Raw genomic sequence first — 15,629 nt, forward strand, 5'->3', positions numbered from 1 at the left:
GAACCGAGAGAAGAACCGAGTCTTCCAGCACGCGCCGTACGTACAGCCCCATCACCACGGATCTTTCAGGAGCACACAGTGACCGACGCCCACACCGCAGGCCCGTTCATCGCGGCCATCGACCAGGGCACGACTTCCTCGCGCTGCATCGTCTTCGACAAGGACGGCCGTATCGTCTCGGTCGACCAGAAGGAGCACGAGCAGATCTTCCCGAAGCCGGGCTGGGTCGAGCACAACGCCAACGAGATCTGGACCAACGTCCAGGAGGTCGTCGCCGGAGCCATCCAGAAGGCCGGCATCACCCGCGACGACATCAAGGCCATCGGCATCACCAACCAGCGCGAGACCACCGTGCTGTGGGACAAGAACACCGGTGAGCCCGTCCACAACGCCCTGGTCTGGCAGGACACCCGCACCGACGCCCTGTGCAAGGAGCTCGGGCGCAACGTCGGCCAGGACCGCTTCCGCCGCGAGACCGGTCTCCCGCTCGCGTCGTACTTCTCCGGTCCCAAGGCCCGCTGGCTGCTCGACCACGTCGACGGCCTGCGGGAGCGCGCCGAGGCGGGCGACATCCTCTTCGGCACCATGGACACCTGGGTCATCTGGAACCTGACCGGCGGTGTCAACGGCGGCCACCACGTCACCGACGTGACCAACGCCTCCCGCACCATGCTGATGAACCTGCACACCATGCAGTGGGACGAGAAGATCGCCGAGTCCATCGGTGTCCCGCTGCAGATCCTGCCGGAGATCCGCTCCTCCGCCGAGGTCTACGGCGAGGTCACCGGCGGCAAGCTCGGCGACCTGCTCGGCGGCATCCCGGTCGCGTCCGCGCTCGGCGACCAGCAGGCGGCCCTGTTCGGCCAGACCTGCTTCTCCGAGGGCGAGACCAAGTCCACCTACGGCACCGGCACCTTCATGGTGATGAACACCGGTGACAAGATCATCAACTCCTACGCGGGCCTGCTGACCACGGTCGGCTACAAGATCGGCGACCAGCCGACCGTGTACGCCCTGGAGGGCTCGATCGCCGTCACCGGCTCCCTGGTGCAGTGGATGCGCGACCAGATGGGCCTGATCTCCACCGCCGCCGAGATCGAGACGCTCGCGCTCTCGGTCGAGGACAACGGCGGCGCCTACTTCGTGCCGGCCTTCTCCGGCCTGTTCGCCCCGCACTGGCGCTCCGACGCCCGCGGTGTGATCGCCGGCCTGACCCGGTACGTCACCAAGGCGCACCTCGCCCGTGCGGTCCTGGAGGCGACCGCCTGGCAGACCCGGGAGATCGCCGACGCGATGGTCAAGGACTCCGGCGACGAGCTGGTGACCCTGAAGGTCGACGGCGGCATGACCTCCAACAACCTGCTGATGCAGACGCTCTCGGACGTCCTGGACGCACCGGTGGTGCGCCCGATGGTCGCCGAGACCACCTGCCTCGGCGCCGCCTACGCCGCCGGCCTGGCCGTCGGCTTCTGGTCCAGCACCGACGAACTGCGCGCCAACTGGCGCCGGGCCGCCGAGTGGACCCCCCAGATGGACGCGGACACCCGCGACCGCGAGTACAAGAACTGGCTCAAGGCCGTCGACCGGACCATGGGCTGGATCGAGCACGAGGACTGAGCGGCCCGAACCGCTCAGACAGCTCTGACGAGGAGTAAGAACCCGAAATGACCAGTCAGCCCACCCTGCAGTCCGTGCCTGCCCTGGGGACGCACCCGGCCTCCGGCTCCAACCCGAGCCGGGCCGAGACCAGGGAGCAGCTCTCCAAGGCGTCGTACGACCTTCTTGTGATCGGCGGCGGCATCCTGGGCATCTCCACCGCCTGGCACGCCGCGCAGTCCGGACTCAGGGTGGCGCTGGTCGACTCCGGCGACTTCGCCGGTGCCACCTCCTCCGCCTCCTCCAAGCTGCTCCACGGCGGTCTGCGCTACCTGCAGACCGGCGCGGTGAAGCTGGTGGCGGAGAACCACTTCGAGCGCCGTGCGGTCTCCCGCCAGGTGGCCCCCCACCTGGCGAACCCGCTCACCTTCTACCTCCCCGTGTACAAGGGCGGGCCGCACGGCGCGGCGAAGCTCGGCGCGGGCGTCTTCGCCTACTCCGCGCTCTCCGCGTTCGGGGACGGCGTCGGCCACCTGCTCTCCCCCGCCAAGGCGGCGCAGGACGTGCCCGAGCTGCGCACCGAGAACCTCAAGGCCGTGGCCGTGTACGGCGACGACCAGATGAACGACGCGCGCATGGCGCTGATGACGGTCCGCGCGGCCGTCGAGGCGGGCGCGGTCGTCCTCAACCACGCCGAGGTCACCGGACTGCGCTTCACCAAGGGCCGGGTCACCGGCGCCGACCTCCGGGACCGCATATCCGGCGAGGAGTTCGGGGCCAATGCCCGCCTGGTGCTGAACGCGACCGGCCCCTGGGTCGACCACCTGCGCCGGATGGAGGACCCGAACGCGGCCCCGTCCATCCGCCTGTCCAAGGGCGCGCACCTGGTCCTGAAGCGCACCTCCCCCTGGAAGGCCGCGCTCGCCACCCCCATCGACAAGTACCGCATCACCTTCGCCCTCCCCTGGGAGGACATGCTGCTGCTCGGCACCACCGACGAGGAGTACGAGGGCGACCCGGCGGACGTCGCGGTCAACGAGAAGGACATCGCCCAGATCCTGGACGAGGCCGCGTTCTCCGTCCGGGACCAGCAGCTGCAGCGCGACCTGATCACCTACGCCTTCGCCGGCTTGCGTGTGCTGCCGGGCGGCCCCGGTGACACCGCCAAGGCCAAGCGCGAGACCGTCGTCACCGAGGGCAAGGCCGGCATGCTGTCGGTCGCCGGCGGCAAGTGGACGACCTTCCGGCACATCGGCCGCACGGTGATGCAGAAGCTGGAGGAGCTGCCGGGCCACCCGCTCGGCGACGACTTCGAGCCCATCTCCTCGCTGCCGAAGAAGCTCCCGCTGCCCGGTGTCGCCAACCCGCGCGCGGTCGCCCACCGCCTCCTGGTGGACCACCCGGCGCCCGGCCCGCGCATGGCCGCCGACACCGCCAAGCACCTCGCCACCCACTACGGTTCGCTGGCCTTCGACATCGCCCGGCTGGCGAACGAGAGCCCGGAGCTGGCCGAGCGCGTCCACCCGGACGCTCCGGAGATCTGGGCGCAGGTCGTGTGGGCCCGCGACCACGAGTGGGCCGAGACGGCGGACGACGTGCTGCGCCGGCGCACCACGCTGACCATCCGTGGCCTGGCCACGGACGAGGTCCGCGACAAGGTCCAGGGCCTGCTCGACAAGAAGTAGGTCCCGGCCGGCCCCTCCCCCCTGACCGGGGCCGGAACGGATGAGGGACGGCTCCTCCCGCACGAGGAGCCGTAGAGACGAAGGGGGCGGCTCCGCGCCGACGGAGCCGCCCCTTTCGTGTGCGCGCGCGTGTGCACCAACTACGGCGGTGCCACGAAGACCGCCTGCACCAGCACCACGTGGACGTACTACCAGGCCGTGAAGGCCTTCGGCTGACAGTGCTCGCCGACCCTCTCCCCGGTGCCCCCATAATGTGCTGAGACATCCGATGTCTGAGCCGCTGGGAGGCCGGTCATGGCAGTCACCGATGAGGCGATCGAGAAGATCAAGGACATGATCGTCTCCGGTGCCCTGCGCCCTGGCGACCGGCTGCCCAAGGAGAGCGAACTCGCCGCCGACCTCGGCCTGTCCCGCAACTCGCTGCGAGAGGCCGTACGGGCCCTGTCGCTGATCCGGATCCTGGACGTCCGGCAGGGCGACGGCACCTACGTCACCAGCCTCGATCCGCAGTTGCTGCTGGAGGCGATGAGCTTCGTCGTGGACTTCCACCGTGACGACACGGTGCTGGAGTTCCTGGCCGTGCGCCGGATCCTGGAGCCGGCCGCGACCGCGATGGCCGCCTCGCGGATCGGCGAGCAGCAACTGGACGCGCTGTCGGCCCAGTTGGACGCGCTCGGCGCCGAGCCCTCGGTGGAGGAGCTGGTCGCCTGCGACCTGGAGTTCCACCGGGGCATCGTGCAGAGCGCGCACAACTCGGTGCTGTGCTCGCTGCTTGACGGCCTGTCGGGTCCCACCACCCGGGCCCGGATCTGGCGGGGGCTCACCCAGGAGGACGCGGTCAGCCGCACCCTGCGCGAACACCGGGCGATCCTCGCCGCACTGCGCGACCGGGACGCGGAGGCGGCCCGCTCCTGGGCCACCGTGCACATCGCGAGCGTGGAGCAGTGGTTGCGCAGCACCTTGTGATGTTGCAGCACCTTGTGCAGTTCCTGTGCGAAGCGGGCCGGGCGCCCCGTTGACAGGTGGGGTGTTCCGAGGTGGCGAACGGGGCAGTGATCCGTGCATCCCCCGGCCCGGGGGGCTGCGGACGCCCCCGCCGGACGCCGTAAGGTTGGGACGTCAGGCGAGGGCACGTCGGAAGGAGGCACTGGGTGATCGAGCTGGAGGGGGTTCCCGAGCTGATCGACCCAGTCATGGTGGCCGCGTTCGAGGGCTGGAACGATGCCGGCGACGCCGCCTCCACGGCGGTCGCGCATCTGGAACGCGAGTGGAAGGGCGAGGTGTTCGCGGCGCTCGACGCCGAGGACTACTACGACTTCCAGGTGAACCGCCCCACGGTGTTCATGGACGGCGGAGTGCGCAAGATCACGTGGCCGACGACGAGACTGTCGGTGGTCCGGGTCGGCGGCGAGAAACCGCGCGACCTGGTGCTGGTCCGCGGCATCGAACCGTCCATGCGCTGGCGCTCGTTCTGCAACGAGCTGCTCGGCTTCGCGCACGAGCTGGGTGTGGAGCTGGTGGTCATCCTGGGCGCTCTGCTCGGTGACACCCCGCACACGCGTCCGGTCCCGGTCAGCGGCGTCACGTCCGACCCGGACCTGGCCCGCCGCATGGACCTGGAGGAGACCAAGTACGAGGGCCCGACGGGCATCGTCGGTGTGCTGCAGGAGGCGTGCACGCACGCGGGCGTCCCGGCGGTGTCGCTGTGGGCAGCCGTACCGCACTACGTCTCCCAGCCGCCCAACCCGAAGGCCACGCTGGCGCTGCTGAACCGGCTGGAGGACCTGCTCGATCTGCGCATCCCGCAGGGCGAGCTGTCCGAGGACGCGCGCGCCTGGCAGGTGGGCGTGGACCAGCTGGCGGCCGAGGACAGCGAGGTCGCCGAGTACGTCCAGACGCTGGAGGAGGCCCGGGACACCGCCGAGTTGCCGGAGGCCTCCGGCGAGGCGATCGCCCGCGAGTTCGAGCGGTATCTGCGGCGCCGCGACGTGAGCCCGCCGGGCGGGCACGCCACGGCGGACGGCGGGGACGCCTCGTACCTGCGGGACAGCCCCGGCGGCAAGGCCCGGCCGCCCCGTCCGCCGAGGCCGGGAGCCTCCGGGACCTCGGAGGGCTCCTCGGAGGGTTCTGCCGACGGTCCCGCCGATGGCTCCGCCGAGGGTTCGTCCGAGGGCGGCGACGAGGACACGTCGGAGGACTGAGCCGACGGATCGGGACGACGAAAGAGGGGCGGTTCCCTTGCCGGGAACCGCCCCTTCGCCGTACCTGCGGTTACAGGGCCACGCCGAGCAGCGCGTCCACCGCCCGGGTCACGAGACCGGGCGCGGCGGTGTCGGTACCGCCCTCCGCCTCCTGGCGGGCCGCCCAGCGGTCCACGGCGGCGAGCGCCGCGGGGGCGTCCAGGTCGTGCGTGAGGGCCTCGCGGATCTCCTCCACCAGCGCGTCGGCGGACGGGCCGTCGGGCCGGGAGACGGCCGCGCGCCAGCGGCCGAGGCGGTCCACGGCGTCCTGGAGCACCTGGTCGGTCCACTCCCAGTCGGAGCGGTAGTGGTGGGCGAGCAGGGACAGCCGGATGGCGGCCGGGTCGACGCCGTCGCGGCGCAGCTTCGAGACGAAGACGAGGTTGCCCTTGGACTTGGACATCTTCTCGCCGTGCAGGGCGACCATGCCGGCGTGCACGTACGCCTTGGCCATGGGGAACTCGCCGGTGAGCACCTGGGCGTGCGAGGCGCCCATCTCGTGGTGCGGGAAGGCCAGGTCGGAGCCGCCGCCCTGGACGTCGAAGCCCATGCCGAGGTGGTCGAGGGCGATGGCCACGCACTCGATGTGCCAGCCGGGGCGGCCACGGCCGAGCGAACCGCCGTCCCAGCTGGGCTCGCCCGCACGGGCGGCCATCCACAGCATCGGGTCGAGCGGGTTCTTCTTGCCCGGGCGGTCCGGGTCGCCGCCGCGCTCGGCGGACAGCAGCCTCATCGCGGCCGCGTCCAGGCCCGAGACCTCGCCGAAGTGCGGGTCGGACTCGACGGAGAAGTAGACGTCGCCCTCCAGCTCGTAGGCCGCGCCGAGGTCGCGCAGCCGCTCCACGAGCGGGACGATGCCGGGTATCGCCTCGACGGCGCCTATGTAGTGCTGGGGCGGGAGCATCCGCAGGGCGGTCATGTCCTCGCGGAAGAGGGCCGTCTCCTGTTCGGCGAGGGCGACCCAGTCGACGCCGTCCCGCTCCGCGCGCTCCAGCAGCGGATCGTCGACGTCGGTGACGTTCTGGACGTAGTGAACCTGCCGCTTGGTGTCGAGCCACACGCGCTGAACGAGGTCGAACGCGTTGTAGGTCGCCGCGTGACCCATGTGGGTCGCGTCGTACGGCGTGATGCCGCAGACGTAGATACGGGCGACGGGACCGGGGTCGAGGGTGACGAGGCCGCCGGTCGCGGTGTCGTGGATCCTCAGGTCGCGGCCCTGACCAGGCAGGGCGGGGACCTCGGAAGCGGGCCAGGCATGCATGTACATGAGCCTAACCGGCCGCGAGCTGCCGATACGAACGGGATCTGGCCGGATGGCCTGTCGGGCCCTCTTGTACCTCGGCCCCGGATGTGCTCACACCGGTGGCCAGGGGATGGCCGGCCACTCCCCGCTCGGCTCCGGGTGGCGACCGGCGGCCAGCAACGCCTCGACACGCACGCGCGTGGCATCGATTTCGGCCGTCGTGATGAGTCCGGCCAGCCGCACGGCCAGCTCCCCGCCGTCGGAAAGGGTCTTCTTCAGCCGTTGGAGCACCTCGACGGCCTCCGGGGTGAGCGGCTCACCGGCCCAGCCCCACAGCAGCGTGCGGAGCTTGTTCTCGACGTTGAAGGCGACCCCGTGGTCGATGCCGTAGAGCCGGCCGTCCACGGTGGGCAGCAGGTGGCCGCCCTTGCGGTCGGCGTTGTTGATCACCGCGTCCAGGACGGCGAGGCGGCGCAGCCGCTCGTCGTCGGCGTGCACCAGCAGCGCGGTGCGGCCCTCGCCGACCTCGGCGAACCCGATCGCCTTCCAGCCGGGCTCGGGCTCCTCGCCGTCGACCAGGGCGAGCAGCTCGGCCTCGGCGCTCACGTCGATCCACAGCTGGCACATGCCCTCGCCGTAGGGACCGTCGCGCAGCACGGTCGCCGGGACGAGCCCCCAGCCGGTGGCCTCGGAGACCTCGTAGGCGGCCACCTCGCGGCCGGCCAGGGTGCCGTCGGGGAAGTCCCACAGCGGGCGCTCGCCGGCGACCGGCTTGTACACGCAGGATGCTTCCTGCCCGTCGTAGGCGACCGTGCAGAACAGCGTCGCGTTGGACGCCTCGCGGATGCGGCCGCGCACCTTCAGCTCACCGTTGGTGAGCAGTTCGGCGGCGGTCACGCTCCGCGGCGGTATCCGTTCTGGCGCGGACATACGTGTCCTTCCGGGTCGAGCGGGAGGCTGCACAGCGGGCACGGCGGCCGCCCGGCGTTGACGACGTCCAGGGCGCGCTTGGCGAAGGCCCTGGCCTGCGCGCCGGTCAGCCGGACCCGCAGCATGGGGGGCCCGTTCTCCTCGTCCTGGAGCAGCCGCTCCTCGGCCTCGGCGAGGTCCTCCTCGGTGTCGGCGTCCAGCTCCACGAGGGCCTGGGCCTCCACGATCATGCGCTGTTCCTCGCCGTCCCAGGCCAGGGCCATGGTGCCGACCCGGAACTCCTCCTCGATGGGGGTGTCCAGCGGGCCGGTGTCGGCGACCTCCGTGGGGGCCATGGCGGGGACGGCCGCACTGCCGCCACTACGGCGTACGACCTCGTCCAACAGCTCGTCCATACGCTCGGCGAGCGCGGCCACCTGGGTCTTCTCCAGAGCCACGCTGGTCACCCGGGAGCCTGCGGTGGCCTGGAGGAAGAACGTACGGCGTCCGGGCAGTCCTACCGTGCCCGCCACGAAGCGGTCCGGCGGATCGTAGAGGAACACCTGACGGGACACGTCCTGTCTCCATTGGATTCGAGAGTGGGTGCGGTGCGGGCCCTGCGTGAAGGCGACTGTACGGATCGCTTCACCCTACTGCGCCCGACGATCACGGTGCGCCCGCACCGCCCCCGACCGGTGCGTCTTCCCCCGGAGGTTCCTCGCGCGGGGCAAGGGAGGCGAAATCGCCGGTGTCGCCGAGACGAACGAGAAACGGCCTGAGACGGGTGTAGCGGATCGCGGTGACGGAGCACGGCTCCACCGAGATCCGCTGGAAGAGGTCGAGGTGCAGTCCGAGGGCGTCCGCGACCAGTGACTTGATGACGTCGCCGTGCGAGCACATCAGGTAGACGGCGTCGGCGCCGTGGTCGCGCTCCACGCGCGCGTTCCACTCGCGTACGGCCTCGGCGGCGCGGGTCTGCATGGCCCGCATCGACTCGCCGCCGGGGAAGGCCGCGGCCGAGGGGTGGGCCTGGACGACCTCCATCAGCGGCTCGTCCTTCAGCTCGGCGAGCTTGCGGCCGGACCAGTCGCCGTAGTGGCACTCACCGATCCGTTCGTCGGTGTGGGCGCGCAGCCCGGGCCGGGCTTCCAGCAGCGGCTGTACGGTTTCCTGACAGCGTTCCAGGGGGCTGACGACGACCTCGGAGATCGGCAGCCCGTCGAGGCGGCCGGGCAGCGCGGCGGCCTGTGCGGCCCCCCGCTCGTCGAGGGCGACGCCTGGCGTCCACCCGGCGAGCACGCCCGAAGTGTTGGCGGTCGACCGTCCGTGCCTGACGAGGATCAGCGTGGGCATGCGGCCCAGCGTAAGCGCATCACGACGTGCGCAGGCGGCCCGGTGAGGGGAGAATGCGCTCCGTGATCGTGGACTGCGCCATCTACCGGGACGGTCACCGTACCGAGGGCCCGGAGGACCTGTCCGACGCCCTGGACGAGGCACGGGCGGCCGGCGGTTTCATGTGGATCGGGCTGTACGAGCCGTCGGAGCGGGAGTTCGACCTGGTCACCCAGGAGTTCGCGCTGCATCCTCTGGCGGTCGAGGACGCCTTGAAGGCGCACCAGCGGCCCAAGCTGGAGGTGTACGACGACTCGCTGTTCATGGTCCTCAAGCCGGTGGTGTACGAGCAGGAGAGCGACGCCGTCTCGGCCGGCGAGGTCATGGTCTTCATCGGCGACGGCTTCGTGGTGACCGTCCGGCACGGCGAGGGCTCGCCGCTCGCCGCTCTGCGGCACCGGCTGGAGGAGGACCCGGAGATGCTGTCCAAGGGCCCCACGGCGGTGCTGTACGCGATCGCCGACGCCACCGTCGACCACTACCTGGAGGTGGCGACGGAGCTGCAGACGGACCTGGAGGAACTGGAGGCCGAGGTGTTCCAGCCGGAGCGCGGCGGCACCCGCCACACCGCGTCCCGGGTCTACACCTTCAAGCGGCAGATCCTGGAGTTCCGCCGGGCCACCGTGCCGCTGGCGGTACCGCTGACCCGGCTGGCCGGTACCGGCGCGCTCGGCGTCGCGGTGCCCTTCGTGCACGAGAAGGCGCGGCCCTTCTTCCGGGACGTGAACGACCACCTCGCGCGCGTGAACGAGTCCGTGGAAAACCTGGACCGGCTGGTGTCGGACATCCTGTCGGCGCATCTGGCGCAGATGAGCGTGCGGCAGAACGACGACATGCGGAAGATCTCGGCCTGGGCGGCGATGGCCGCGGTCCCCACCATGCTGGCGGGGATCTACGGCATGAACTTCGACCACATGCCCGAGCTGCACTGGCTGTGGTCCTACCCGGCGGTGATCCTGCTGCTGGTCGCCCTGGAGGTGCTGCTGTACCGGACCTTCAAGCGGCGCGGCTGGCTGTGAACGCGGCTCAGGCGTACTCGGGGGCGGGGGTGGCGGGCCCGCCGAGGGCGTTGCGGTGCTCGGGCATGCGCAGGCTCACCATGCGGTGCCAGCCCGCCAGCCGCTCGTGGGCGTACACGGCGTGGATACCGGCCGTGAGGGCTGCCGACCTGGCCCGCGGCCAGCCGAGGATGCGGCCCATGTGGGCCATCACGGCGAGGCTGACGTCGCGGTAGACACGGATCTCGGCGAGCGCGCACTCGCGCAGGGTGCGCTGGATGAGCCGGCCGTGTCCGGCGGCGGCGAAGCGGAGCAGTTCCTCGTGGGCGTAGGCGAGGTGGTTGTCCTCGTCGCCCGAGATCATCCGTACCGCCGTGCCGACCTCGGGATGGTCGCCGAAGTATCTGCGGAGCATCTCCATCTGTTCGGAGGCCCGCTGTTCGGTGACCCGGCTGTGCGAGAGGTAGACGATGACGTCCCGCACGGTGAGCGGCTCGTCCCGCCTGAGCTTGTCGTGGGCGAGACCGATGCCCTCGCGTTCCAGGAGCATCGTGTAGTCGGTCTCGGGCGGGACCGGGACCGGGGTGAGGCCGCGCTTCTTCAGCAGGGCGTGGAAGATGCGCCCGTGCTTGTCCTCGTCGGCGCCGTGCCGGGCGATCTTGGGGGCCATCGCCCGTTCGCTCTGCGGTACCAGCGCGGAGATCCGGCCGTTCTCCCAGCCGCCCTGGGACTCCCCGCTGGCGGCGATGGAGCAGAAGAGCCGGAAGGACTCGTCGTCGTCGAGGATCTCCTGGAACAGACTCTTGGCCGAGAACATGGCAGACACCTCTCTGCAGGATTCCGCAAAGAACGAGTCAAATGCGGACAGAGTGGAGCCGCAACAGCTGCGCGGGCCGACTCGGCCGAAAGGCGTAGCACCGGGGTCGTAACCGCGCGGCGCCCGGCGCGTTGTTCCCCGTGACGGCCGTGGCGGGGAAGACCCCCGAGCCCCCACCACGGCCGCGGAAAACTCCCCCTGTCAGGCGAGCCCGGCGCGCTCCATGGCCTCGGTGCCGGCCCGCAGGGAGGCGAGCCGCTCGTCCAGCGTGAAGCCGGCGGGGGCGAGGGTGAGGGTGGTGACCCCGGCTGCGGCGTAGGCCTTCATGCGGTCGGCGATGCGCTCCACCGAGCCGAGCAGCGTGGTCTTGTCGATGAGGTCCTGCGGGATGGCGGCCGCGGCACCCTCCTTGTCCCCGGACAGGTACTTGTCCTGGATCTCGGCGGCCTCCTTCTCGTATCCCATGCGCTGGGCGAGCTGGTTGTAGAAGTTCTGCTTGCGGCTGCCCATGCCGCCCACGTACAGCGCCGTGTAGGGGCGGAAGGTGTCGGCCAGCCGGGGTACGTCCTTGTCGTCGCCGACGGCGAGCGGCAGCGTCGGGCAGATGTCGAACCCGTCGAGGGTCTTGCCGGCCTTCTCCCGGCCCGCCCGCAGGTACTTGACCGCGGTGTCCTCGAGGTGTTCGGCCGCGGGGAAGATCAGCAGCGCGCCGTCGGCGATCTCACCGGTCTGCTCCAGGTTCTTGGGGCCGATGGCGGCGATGTACAGCGGGATGTGCTCGCGCTCCGGGTGCACGGTCAGCTTGATCGGCTTGCCCGGACCGCCGGGCAGCGGCAGCGTCCAGTGCTCGCCCTCGTACGACAGCCGCTCGCGCGTCATCGCCTTCCGGATGATCTCCACGTACTCGCGCGTGCGGGCCAGCGGCTTGTCGAACTTGACGCCGTACCAGCCCTCGGAGACCTGCGGCCCGGAGACGCCGAGGCCGAGCCGGAAGCGACCCTTGGACAGCGAGTCGAGCGTCGCCGCGGTCATCGCCGTCATCGCCGGCTGCCGGGCCGGGATCTGGAAGATGGCCGAGCCGACGTCGATGCGCTCGGTCTGGGCGGCGACCCAGGTGAGCACCGTGGCCGCGTCGGAGCCGTACGCCTCGGCGGCCCAGCACACGGCGTACCCCAGCCGCTCGGCCTCCTGCGCCACGGCCAGATTGTCCGCGTCCATCCCGGCACCCCAGTAGCCGAGGTTGATCCCGAGCTGCATGGCCGATTCCCCTTACCCGTGAGTAACGTCGCTTGGCGGAGACCATAGCGCGGGGTCGGGGCCGACGGGCAGGGCATGCCGGGGATCGGGGGGCACCCGGCCCTGCCGATCACACCGGACGGAGTTGTCCACAGGCAACCCACCGCACCAGTTCTGGCCAGTAATCTCGCGCACATGGAGCAGAGGCATCTCGGCCGCACAGGCCTGCGCGTGTCCCGGATCGGACTCGGCACCCTCACCTGGGGCCGGGACACCGACGAGCACGACGCCGCGGACATGCTGAAGGCGTTCTGGGAGGCCGGCGGAAGCCTCGTCGACACCGCGGACGTGTACGGCGACGGCGAGGCGGAGTATCTGCTCGGACAGCTGATAGACGGACTGGTGCCGCGCCGGGACCTGGTGATCTCGACCAAGGCGGGCAGCGTGCCCGACCCCGACCGGCGCTTCGACGGCTCCCGCGGCCATCTGCTCGCCGCCCTGGACGCGTCGCTGGCCCGCCTCGGCACCGACTACGTCGACATCTGGCACGTCCACGCCTTCGACCCCGACACCCCGCTCGAGGAGACGCTCCAGGCCCTCGACCTGGCGGTGAGCAGCGGTCGCGCCCGGTACGCGGGCGTCTCCAACTTCTGCGGCTGGCAGCTCGCCAAGGCGGCCACCTGGCAGCTCGCCGCGCCGGGCACCCGTACCCGGCTGGCCAGCACACAGCTGGAGTACTCGCTGCTCCAGCGCGGCGTCGAGCGGGAGGTGCTGCCCGCCGCGCTCGACCTGGGCGTCGGCCTGCTGCCTTCCTCCCCGCTGGGCCGCGGCGTGCTGACCGCCAAGTACCGGCACACCACTCCCGCGGACTCGCGCGGCGCCTCCGAGCACCTGGCGCCGTTCGTCGCGCCGTATCTCGACGACACCGCGACGCGCATCGTGGACGCGGTGCAGACGGCCGCCGACGGGCTCGCGGTCACCCCGCTCCAGGTGGCCCTCGCCTGGGTCCGGGACCGGCCCGGAGTGGCCGCCCCGATCGTCGGCGCGCGCAACGCACAGCAGCTCACGGCGGCGTTGTCAGTGGAGGCGCTTAATCTTCCTGACGAGATCTGCCGGGCGCTCGACGATGTGTCGGCGCCCGTGCACCGCTATCCCGATCACGACTGGAGCACGCTGTGAGCACGGAGCCGGAGACCACGGAGGACACCGGGCCGGGGACCCCGGAGAACCCGGCGAGCCCGGAAACCCCGGAGCAGGACACGGCGGCCGACGACAGCCGTGGGACCGCCGCTGCCGAGACCGCAGAGGGCGAGACCGCGGAGGGCGAGACCGCGGAGGGCGAGACCGCGGAGGGCGAGACCGCGGAGGGCGAAACCACCGCCGGCGAGACGGCCGAGGGCGCAGCCGCGCCCGAGCGGTCGGAGGCCGAGGCCGAGCTGGCCGCGCAGCAGGTCGAGCGGGAGCGGATCGAGCGACGCAAGGCGGAGAAGAAGGGGCCCATCGAGAGCGGCACCAAGCTCAGCGGCAAGGCCGCCGACCTGCTCGCCGCGGTCCGCGCGGTGGAGAGCGGCGAGAAGCCGGTCGCCACGGCCTTCGCCGAGCCGGAGCCGGCCCCGCGCCGACCCGCCCCGGCGCCCGTACGGCCTGCGCAGCCCGCCCCAGCGGCCGCCGCACCCGCTGCCCCGGCCGCCGAGGCCGTCGAGACCGTGCGGCGTGTGCTGCGCGAGGGCGGCGCACCCGAGGCCCTCGCGCCCCAGGTGGCGGCAGCCCTCGGCGAGGGCGCCGACACCGCGCTCCGGGAGGACCCCTGGCAGCTGCTGCGGATCGGCGGTGTACGGCCGGAGCAGGCCGACGGGTTCGCGCGGGCGCTGCTCGGCGCGGCGTGCGGTCCGGACGACGAGCGGCGGGTCCGCGCGCTGGCCGTCTGGCTGCTGGAGCAGGCGGCGCTGGCCGGGCACACCGCCCTGGAACTGCCGGCGCTCACCGCGGCCCTGGCCCAGCGGGGCGTGCCCGACGCGGACGCGGCCGTGCAGGACACCATCGCCGAGGGCGAGGCGCTGGTCTTCCAGGACGCCCTGGAGGAGCCCGGCGCCCCGGCCCCGCAGGAGGAGGACGGCGAGGAGGAGGAGCGCCCGGTCCGCGTCCTCGTCGGCCTTGAGCGGTATGCGCTCGCCGAGGAGAGCCTCGCCGACGGCCTGGCCCGCCTGGTCAACTCGACCTCCAAGGAAGCTGCCGAGCGGTGGGAGGCGGCCGCTGCCGGGGCGGCCGGCGGTGCTGCCGAGCTGGCCCGCGCGGTCGCCGGGCACGGCCTGGTGCTGCACACCGGCGCCGAGGCGGCCCGCGCCGAACCGGCCGCCCTGCTCGGCGCCGCCCGCTCCGCCGGTCTGCGTGCCTTCGCCGTCTGCCACACCCCCGACGGCAGCCGTCGCCTCGCCGCGCTGGTGGGCGAGGGAGCGGAGGAGGCCGTGGGCACCGTCGCCGGTCTCCTGTCCGGTGCCGAGGGCCCCGGCCGGGACGCCGACGGCGCCCTGGATCTCGACCTGCTGATCGTGCTGGACGCGCCCCAACTCGACGTGGAGAGCGCCGCGATGCTGGTGGAGTCGCTGCCCGACGGCGCCCGCCTGGTGCTGAGCGGCGACCCCGCGGTGCTGTGGTCGGCCGGACCCGGGCGGGTCTTCGCCGATCTGCTCGCGGCCCGTGCCTGCCCACAGATCGCCTCCCGCACCCCGGACCCCGGCCCGCTCGGCGAGCTGGTCTCCGGCATCGGCGTCGGCGAGCTGAACCAGGTCGAGGCGCCCGGCAAGGAGATCGTCATCGTCCCGGTGCGGGACGCCGGCGAGGCCGTGCACCGGACCGTGCAGCTGGTCGCGGACTCGGTGCCGCGGGCCATCGGCGTGCCGGCCGAGCAGGCCGTGGTGATCACCCCGGGCCACGGCGGCGCAGCGGGCACCCGGGCGCTCAACTCCGCTTTGAAGGAACGCCTCAACCCGGGCCCCGGCCGCTTCGGCGGCTTCGACGCCGGCGACCGGATCGCCTACTCCCCCGCCCCGGGCCGTACGGTGCCGGGCCGGGTGGTGAACGCCGACGCCGACGGGCTGCACCTGGAGTGCGCCGGCGCTCCCGTCGTCGTACCGCGGGAGCGGGTGGAGCAGTGCGTACGGCACGGCTGGGCGCTGACCGCACACCAGGCGGTGGGCGGCCGCTGGCCGGCCGCGGTGGTCGTGCTGCCCGGCGACGCCGCGCAGACGCTCAGCAGACCCTGGGTGTACACGGCGTTCGGCCGGGCGGAGCGGCATCTGTCGGTGGTGCACGGTGTGGAGCAGGCCCTGCCGAAGGCGGTCGCCGAGGTCTCGGCCAAGCCCCGCTCGACGCGCCTGCAGACGCTGCTGCGCACGCAGGTCTCGCCGGCCGGCTGACGAGTCCTGCGCCGCAACGGCGATCAGCCGCAAGGCCGATCAGCCACAACGGCGGATCTGGGGGGTCCCCCCACGCCCTTGAGGCAGTGAGGGAGGT

General features: G+C 72.0%; 13 protein-coding genes. 7 read left to right on the top strand and 6 right to left on the bottom strand.

Annotated features, from left to right (window positions below):
- The first annotated feature begins 78 nt into the window (after positions 1–78).
- The 4 genes from glpK to ACFYZZ_RS40740 all read left to right on the top strand — a co-directional run bounded on the left by glpK (position 79) and on the right by ACFYZZ_RS40740 (position 5,482).
- A complete protein-coding gene (gene glpK / locus ACFYZZ_RS40725) occupies positions 79–1,617 on the top strand; it encodes a glycerol kinase GlpK (protein WP_389187661.1) in 1,539 nt (512 codons plus the stop codon).
- Between the two features lie 47 nt (positions 1,618–1,664).
- Positions 1,665–3,281 (top strand): FAD-dependent oxidoreductase, encoded by a 1,617-nt coding sequence (locus ACFYZZ_RS40730; protein WP_389187663.1) that lies wholly within the window; start codon positions 1,665–1,667, stop codon positions 3,279–3,281.
- Positions 3,282–3,575: 294 nt separating this feature from the next.
- A complete protein-coding gene (locus ACFYZZ_RS40735; RefSeq protein WP_389187666.1) occupies positions 3,576–4,247 on the top strand; it encodes a FadR/GntR family transcriptional regulator in 672 nt (223 codons plus the stop codon).
- 185 nt (positions 4,248–4,432) lie between these two features.
- On the top strand, positions 4,433–5,482 hold the full coding sequence (locus ACFYZZ_RS40740; RefSeq protein ID WP_389187669.1) for a PAC2 family protein: 1,050 nt from the start codon (positions 4,433–4,435) through the stop codon (positions 5,480–5,482).
- A 70-nt stretch (positions 5,483–5,552) separates the two neighbouring features.
- Here the strand turns inward: ACFYZZ_RS40740 and mshC are convergent, their stop codons facing one another.
- The 4 genes from mshC to ACFYZZ_RS40760 form a co-directional block, all read right to left on the bottom strand.
- On the bottom strand, positions 5,553–6,782 hold the full coding sequence (mshC, locus tag ACFYZZ_RS40745; RefSeq protein ID WP_389187672.1) for a cysteine--1-D-myo-inosityl 2-amino-2-deoxy-alpha-D-glucopyranoside ligase: 1,230 nt from the start codon (positions 6,780–6,782) through the stop codon (positions 5,553–5,555).
- A 93-nt stretch (positions 6,783–6,875) separates the two neighbouring features.
- The gene (locus ACFYZZ_RS40750) at positions 6,876–7,694 is read right to left on the bottom strand and encodes an SCO1664 family protein (protein ID WP_389187675.1); all 819 of its coding nucleotides are present in this window, start codon (positions 7,692–7,694) and stop codon (positions 6,876–6,878) included.
- Entirely contained in the window at positions 7,658–8,248 is a 591-nt protein-coding gene (locus ACFYZZ_RS40755) for a DUF3090 domain-containing protein (protein WP_386574682.1), read from the bottom strand. Before ACFYZZ_RS40755 ends, ACFYZZ_RS40750 begins: the two co-directional genes overlap by 37 nt.
- Before the next feature lie 91 nt (positions 8,249–8,339).
- Positions 8,340–9,026, bottom strand: coding sequence for a histidine phosphatase family protein (locus ACFYZZ_RS40760; RefSeq protein ID WP_389187679.1), 687 nt, complete (start codon positions 9,024–9,026; stop codon positions 8,340–8,342).
- 62 nt (positions 9,027–9,088) lie between these two features.
- On the opposite strand from ACFYZZ_RS40760, the gene corA reads away from it, so the two are divergent.
- Positions 9,089–10,084 carry a magnesium/cobalt transporter CorA gene (corA, locus tag ACFYZZ_RS40765; RefSeq protein ID WP_389187682.1) on the top strand — a complete coding sequence of 332 codons (996 nt, stop codon included), beginning with the start codon at positions 9,089–9,091 and terminating at the stop codon, positions 10,082–10,084.
- A gap of 7 nt (positions 10,085–10,091) precedes the next feature.
- Here the strand turns inward: corA and ACFYZZ_RS40770 are convergent, their stop codons facing one another.
- Together ACFYZZ_RS40770 and ACFYZZ_RS40775 are read right to left on the bottom strand one after the other, a co-directional pair.
- Complete coding sequence (locus tag ACFYZZ_RS40770; protein ID WP_389187685.1) at positions 10,092–10,880, bottom strand: ferritin-like domain-containing protein; 789 nt, start codon at positions 10,878–10,880, stop codon at positions 10,092–10,094.
- A 201-nt stretch (positions 10,881–11,081) separates the two neighbouring features.
- Complete coding sequence (locus tag ACFYZZ_RS40775; protein ID WP_389187688.1) at positions 11,082–12,137, bottom strand: LLM class F420-dependent oxidoreductase; 1,056 nt, start codon at positions 12,135–12,137, stop codon at positions 11,082–11,084.
- Positions 12,138–12,311: 174 nt separating this feature from the next.
- On the opposite strand from ACFYZZ_RS40775, the gene ACFYZZ_RS40780 reads away from it, so the two are divergent.
- Both ACFYZZ_RS40780 and ACFYZZ_RS40785 read left to right on the top strand, forming a co-directional pair.
- Positions 12,312–13,295 (top strand): aldo/keto reductase, encoded by a 984-nt coding sequence (locus ACFYZZ_RS40780; protein WP_389187691.1) that lies wholly within the window; start codon positions 12,312–12,314, stop codon positions 13,293–13,295.
- On the top strand, positions 13,292–15,532 hold the full coding sequence (locus ACFYZZ_RS40785; RefSeq protein ID WP_389187693.1) for a helix-hairpin-helix domain-containing protein: 2,241 nt from the start codon (positions 13,292–13,294) through the stop codon (positions 15,530–15,532). The genes ACFYZZ_RS40780 and ACFYZZ_RS40785 overlap by 4 nt, the downstream gene beginning before the upstream one ends.
- Positions 15,533–15,629 lie beyond the last annotated feature (97 nt).

This window comes from Streptomyces sp. NPDC001816 (assembly GCF_042892235.1).
Classification (GTDB): Bacteria; Actinomycetota; Actinomycetes; order Streptomycetales; family Streptomycetaceae; genus Streptomyces.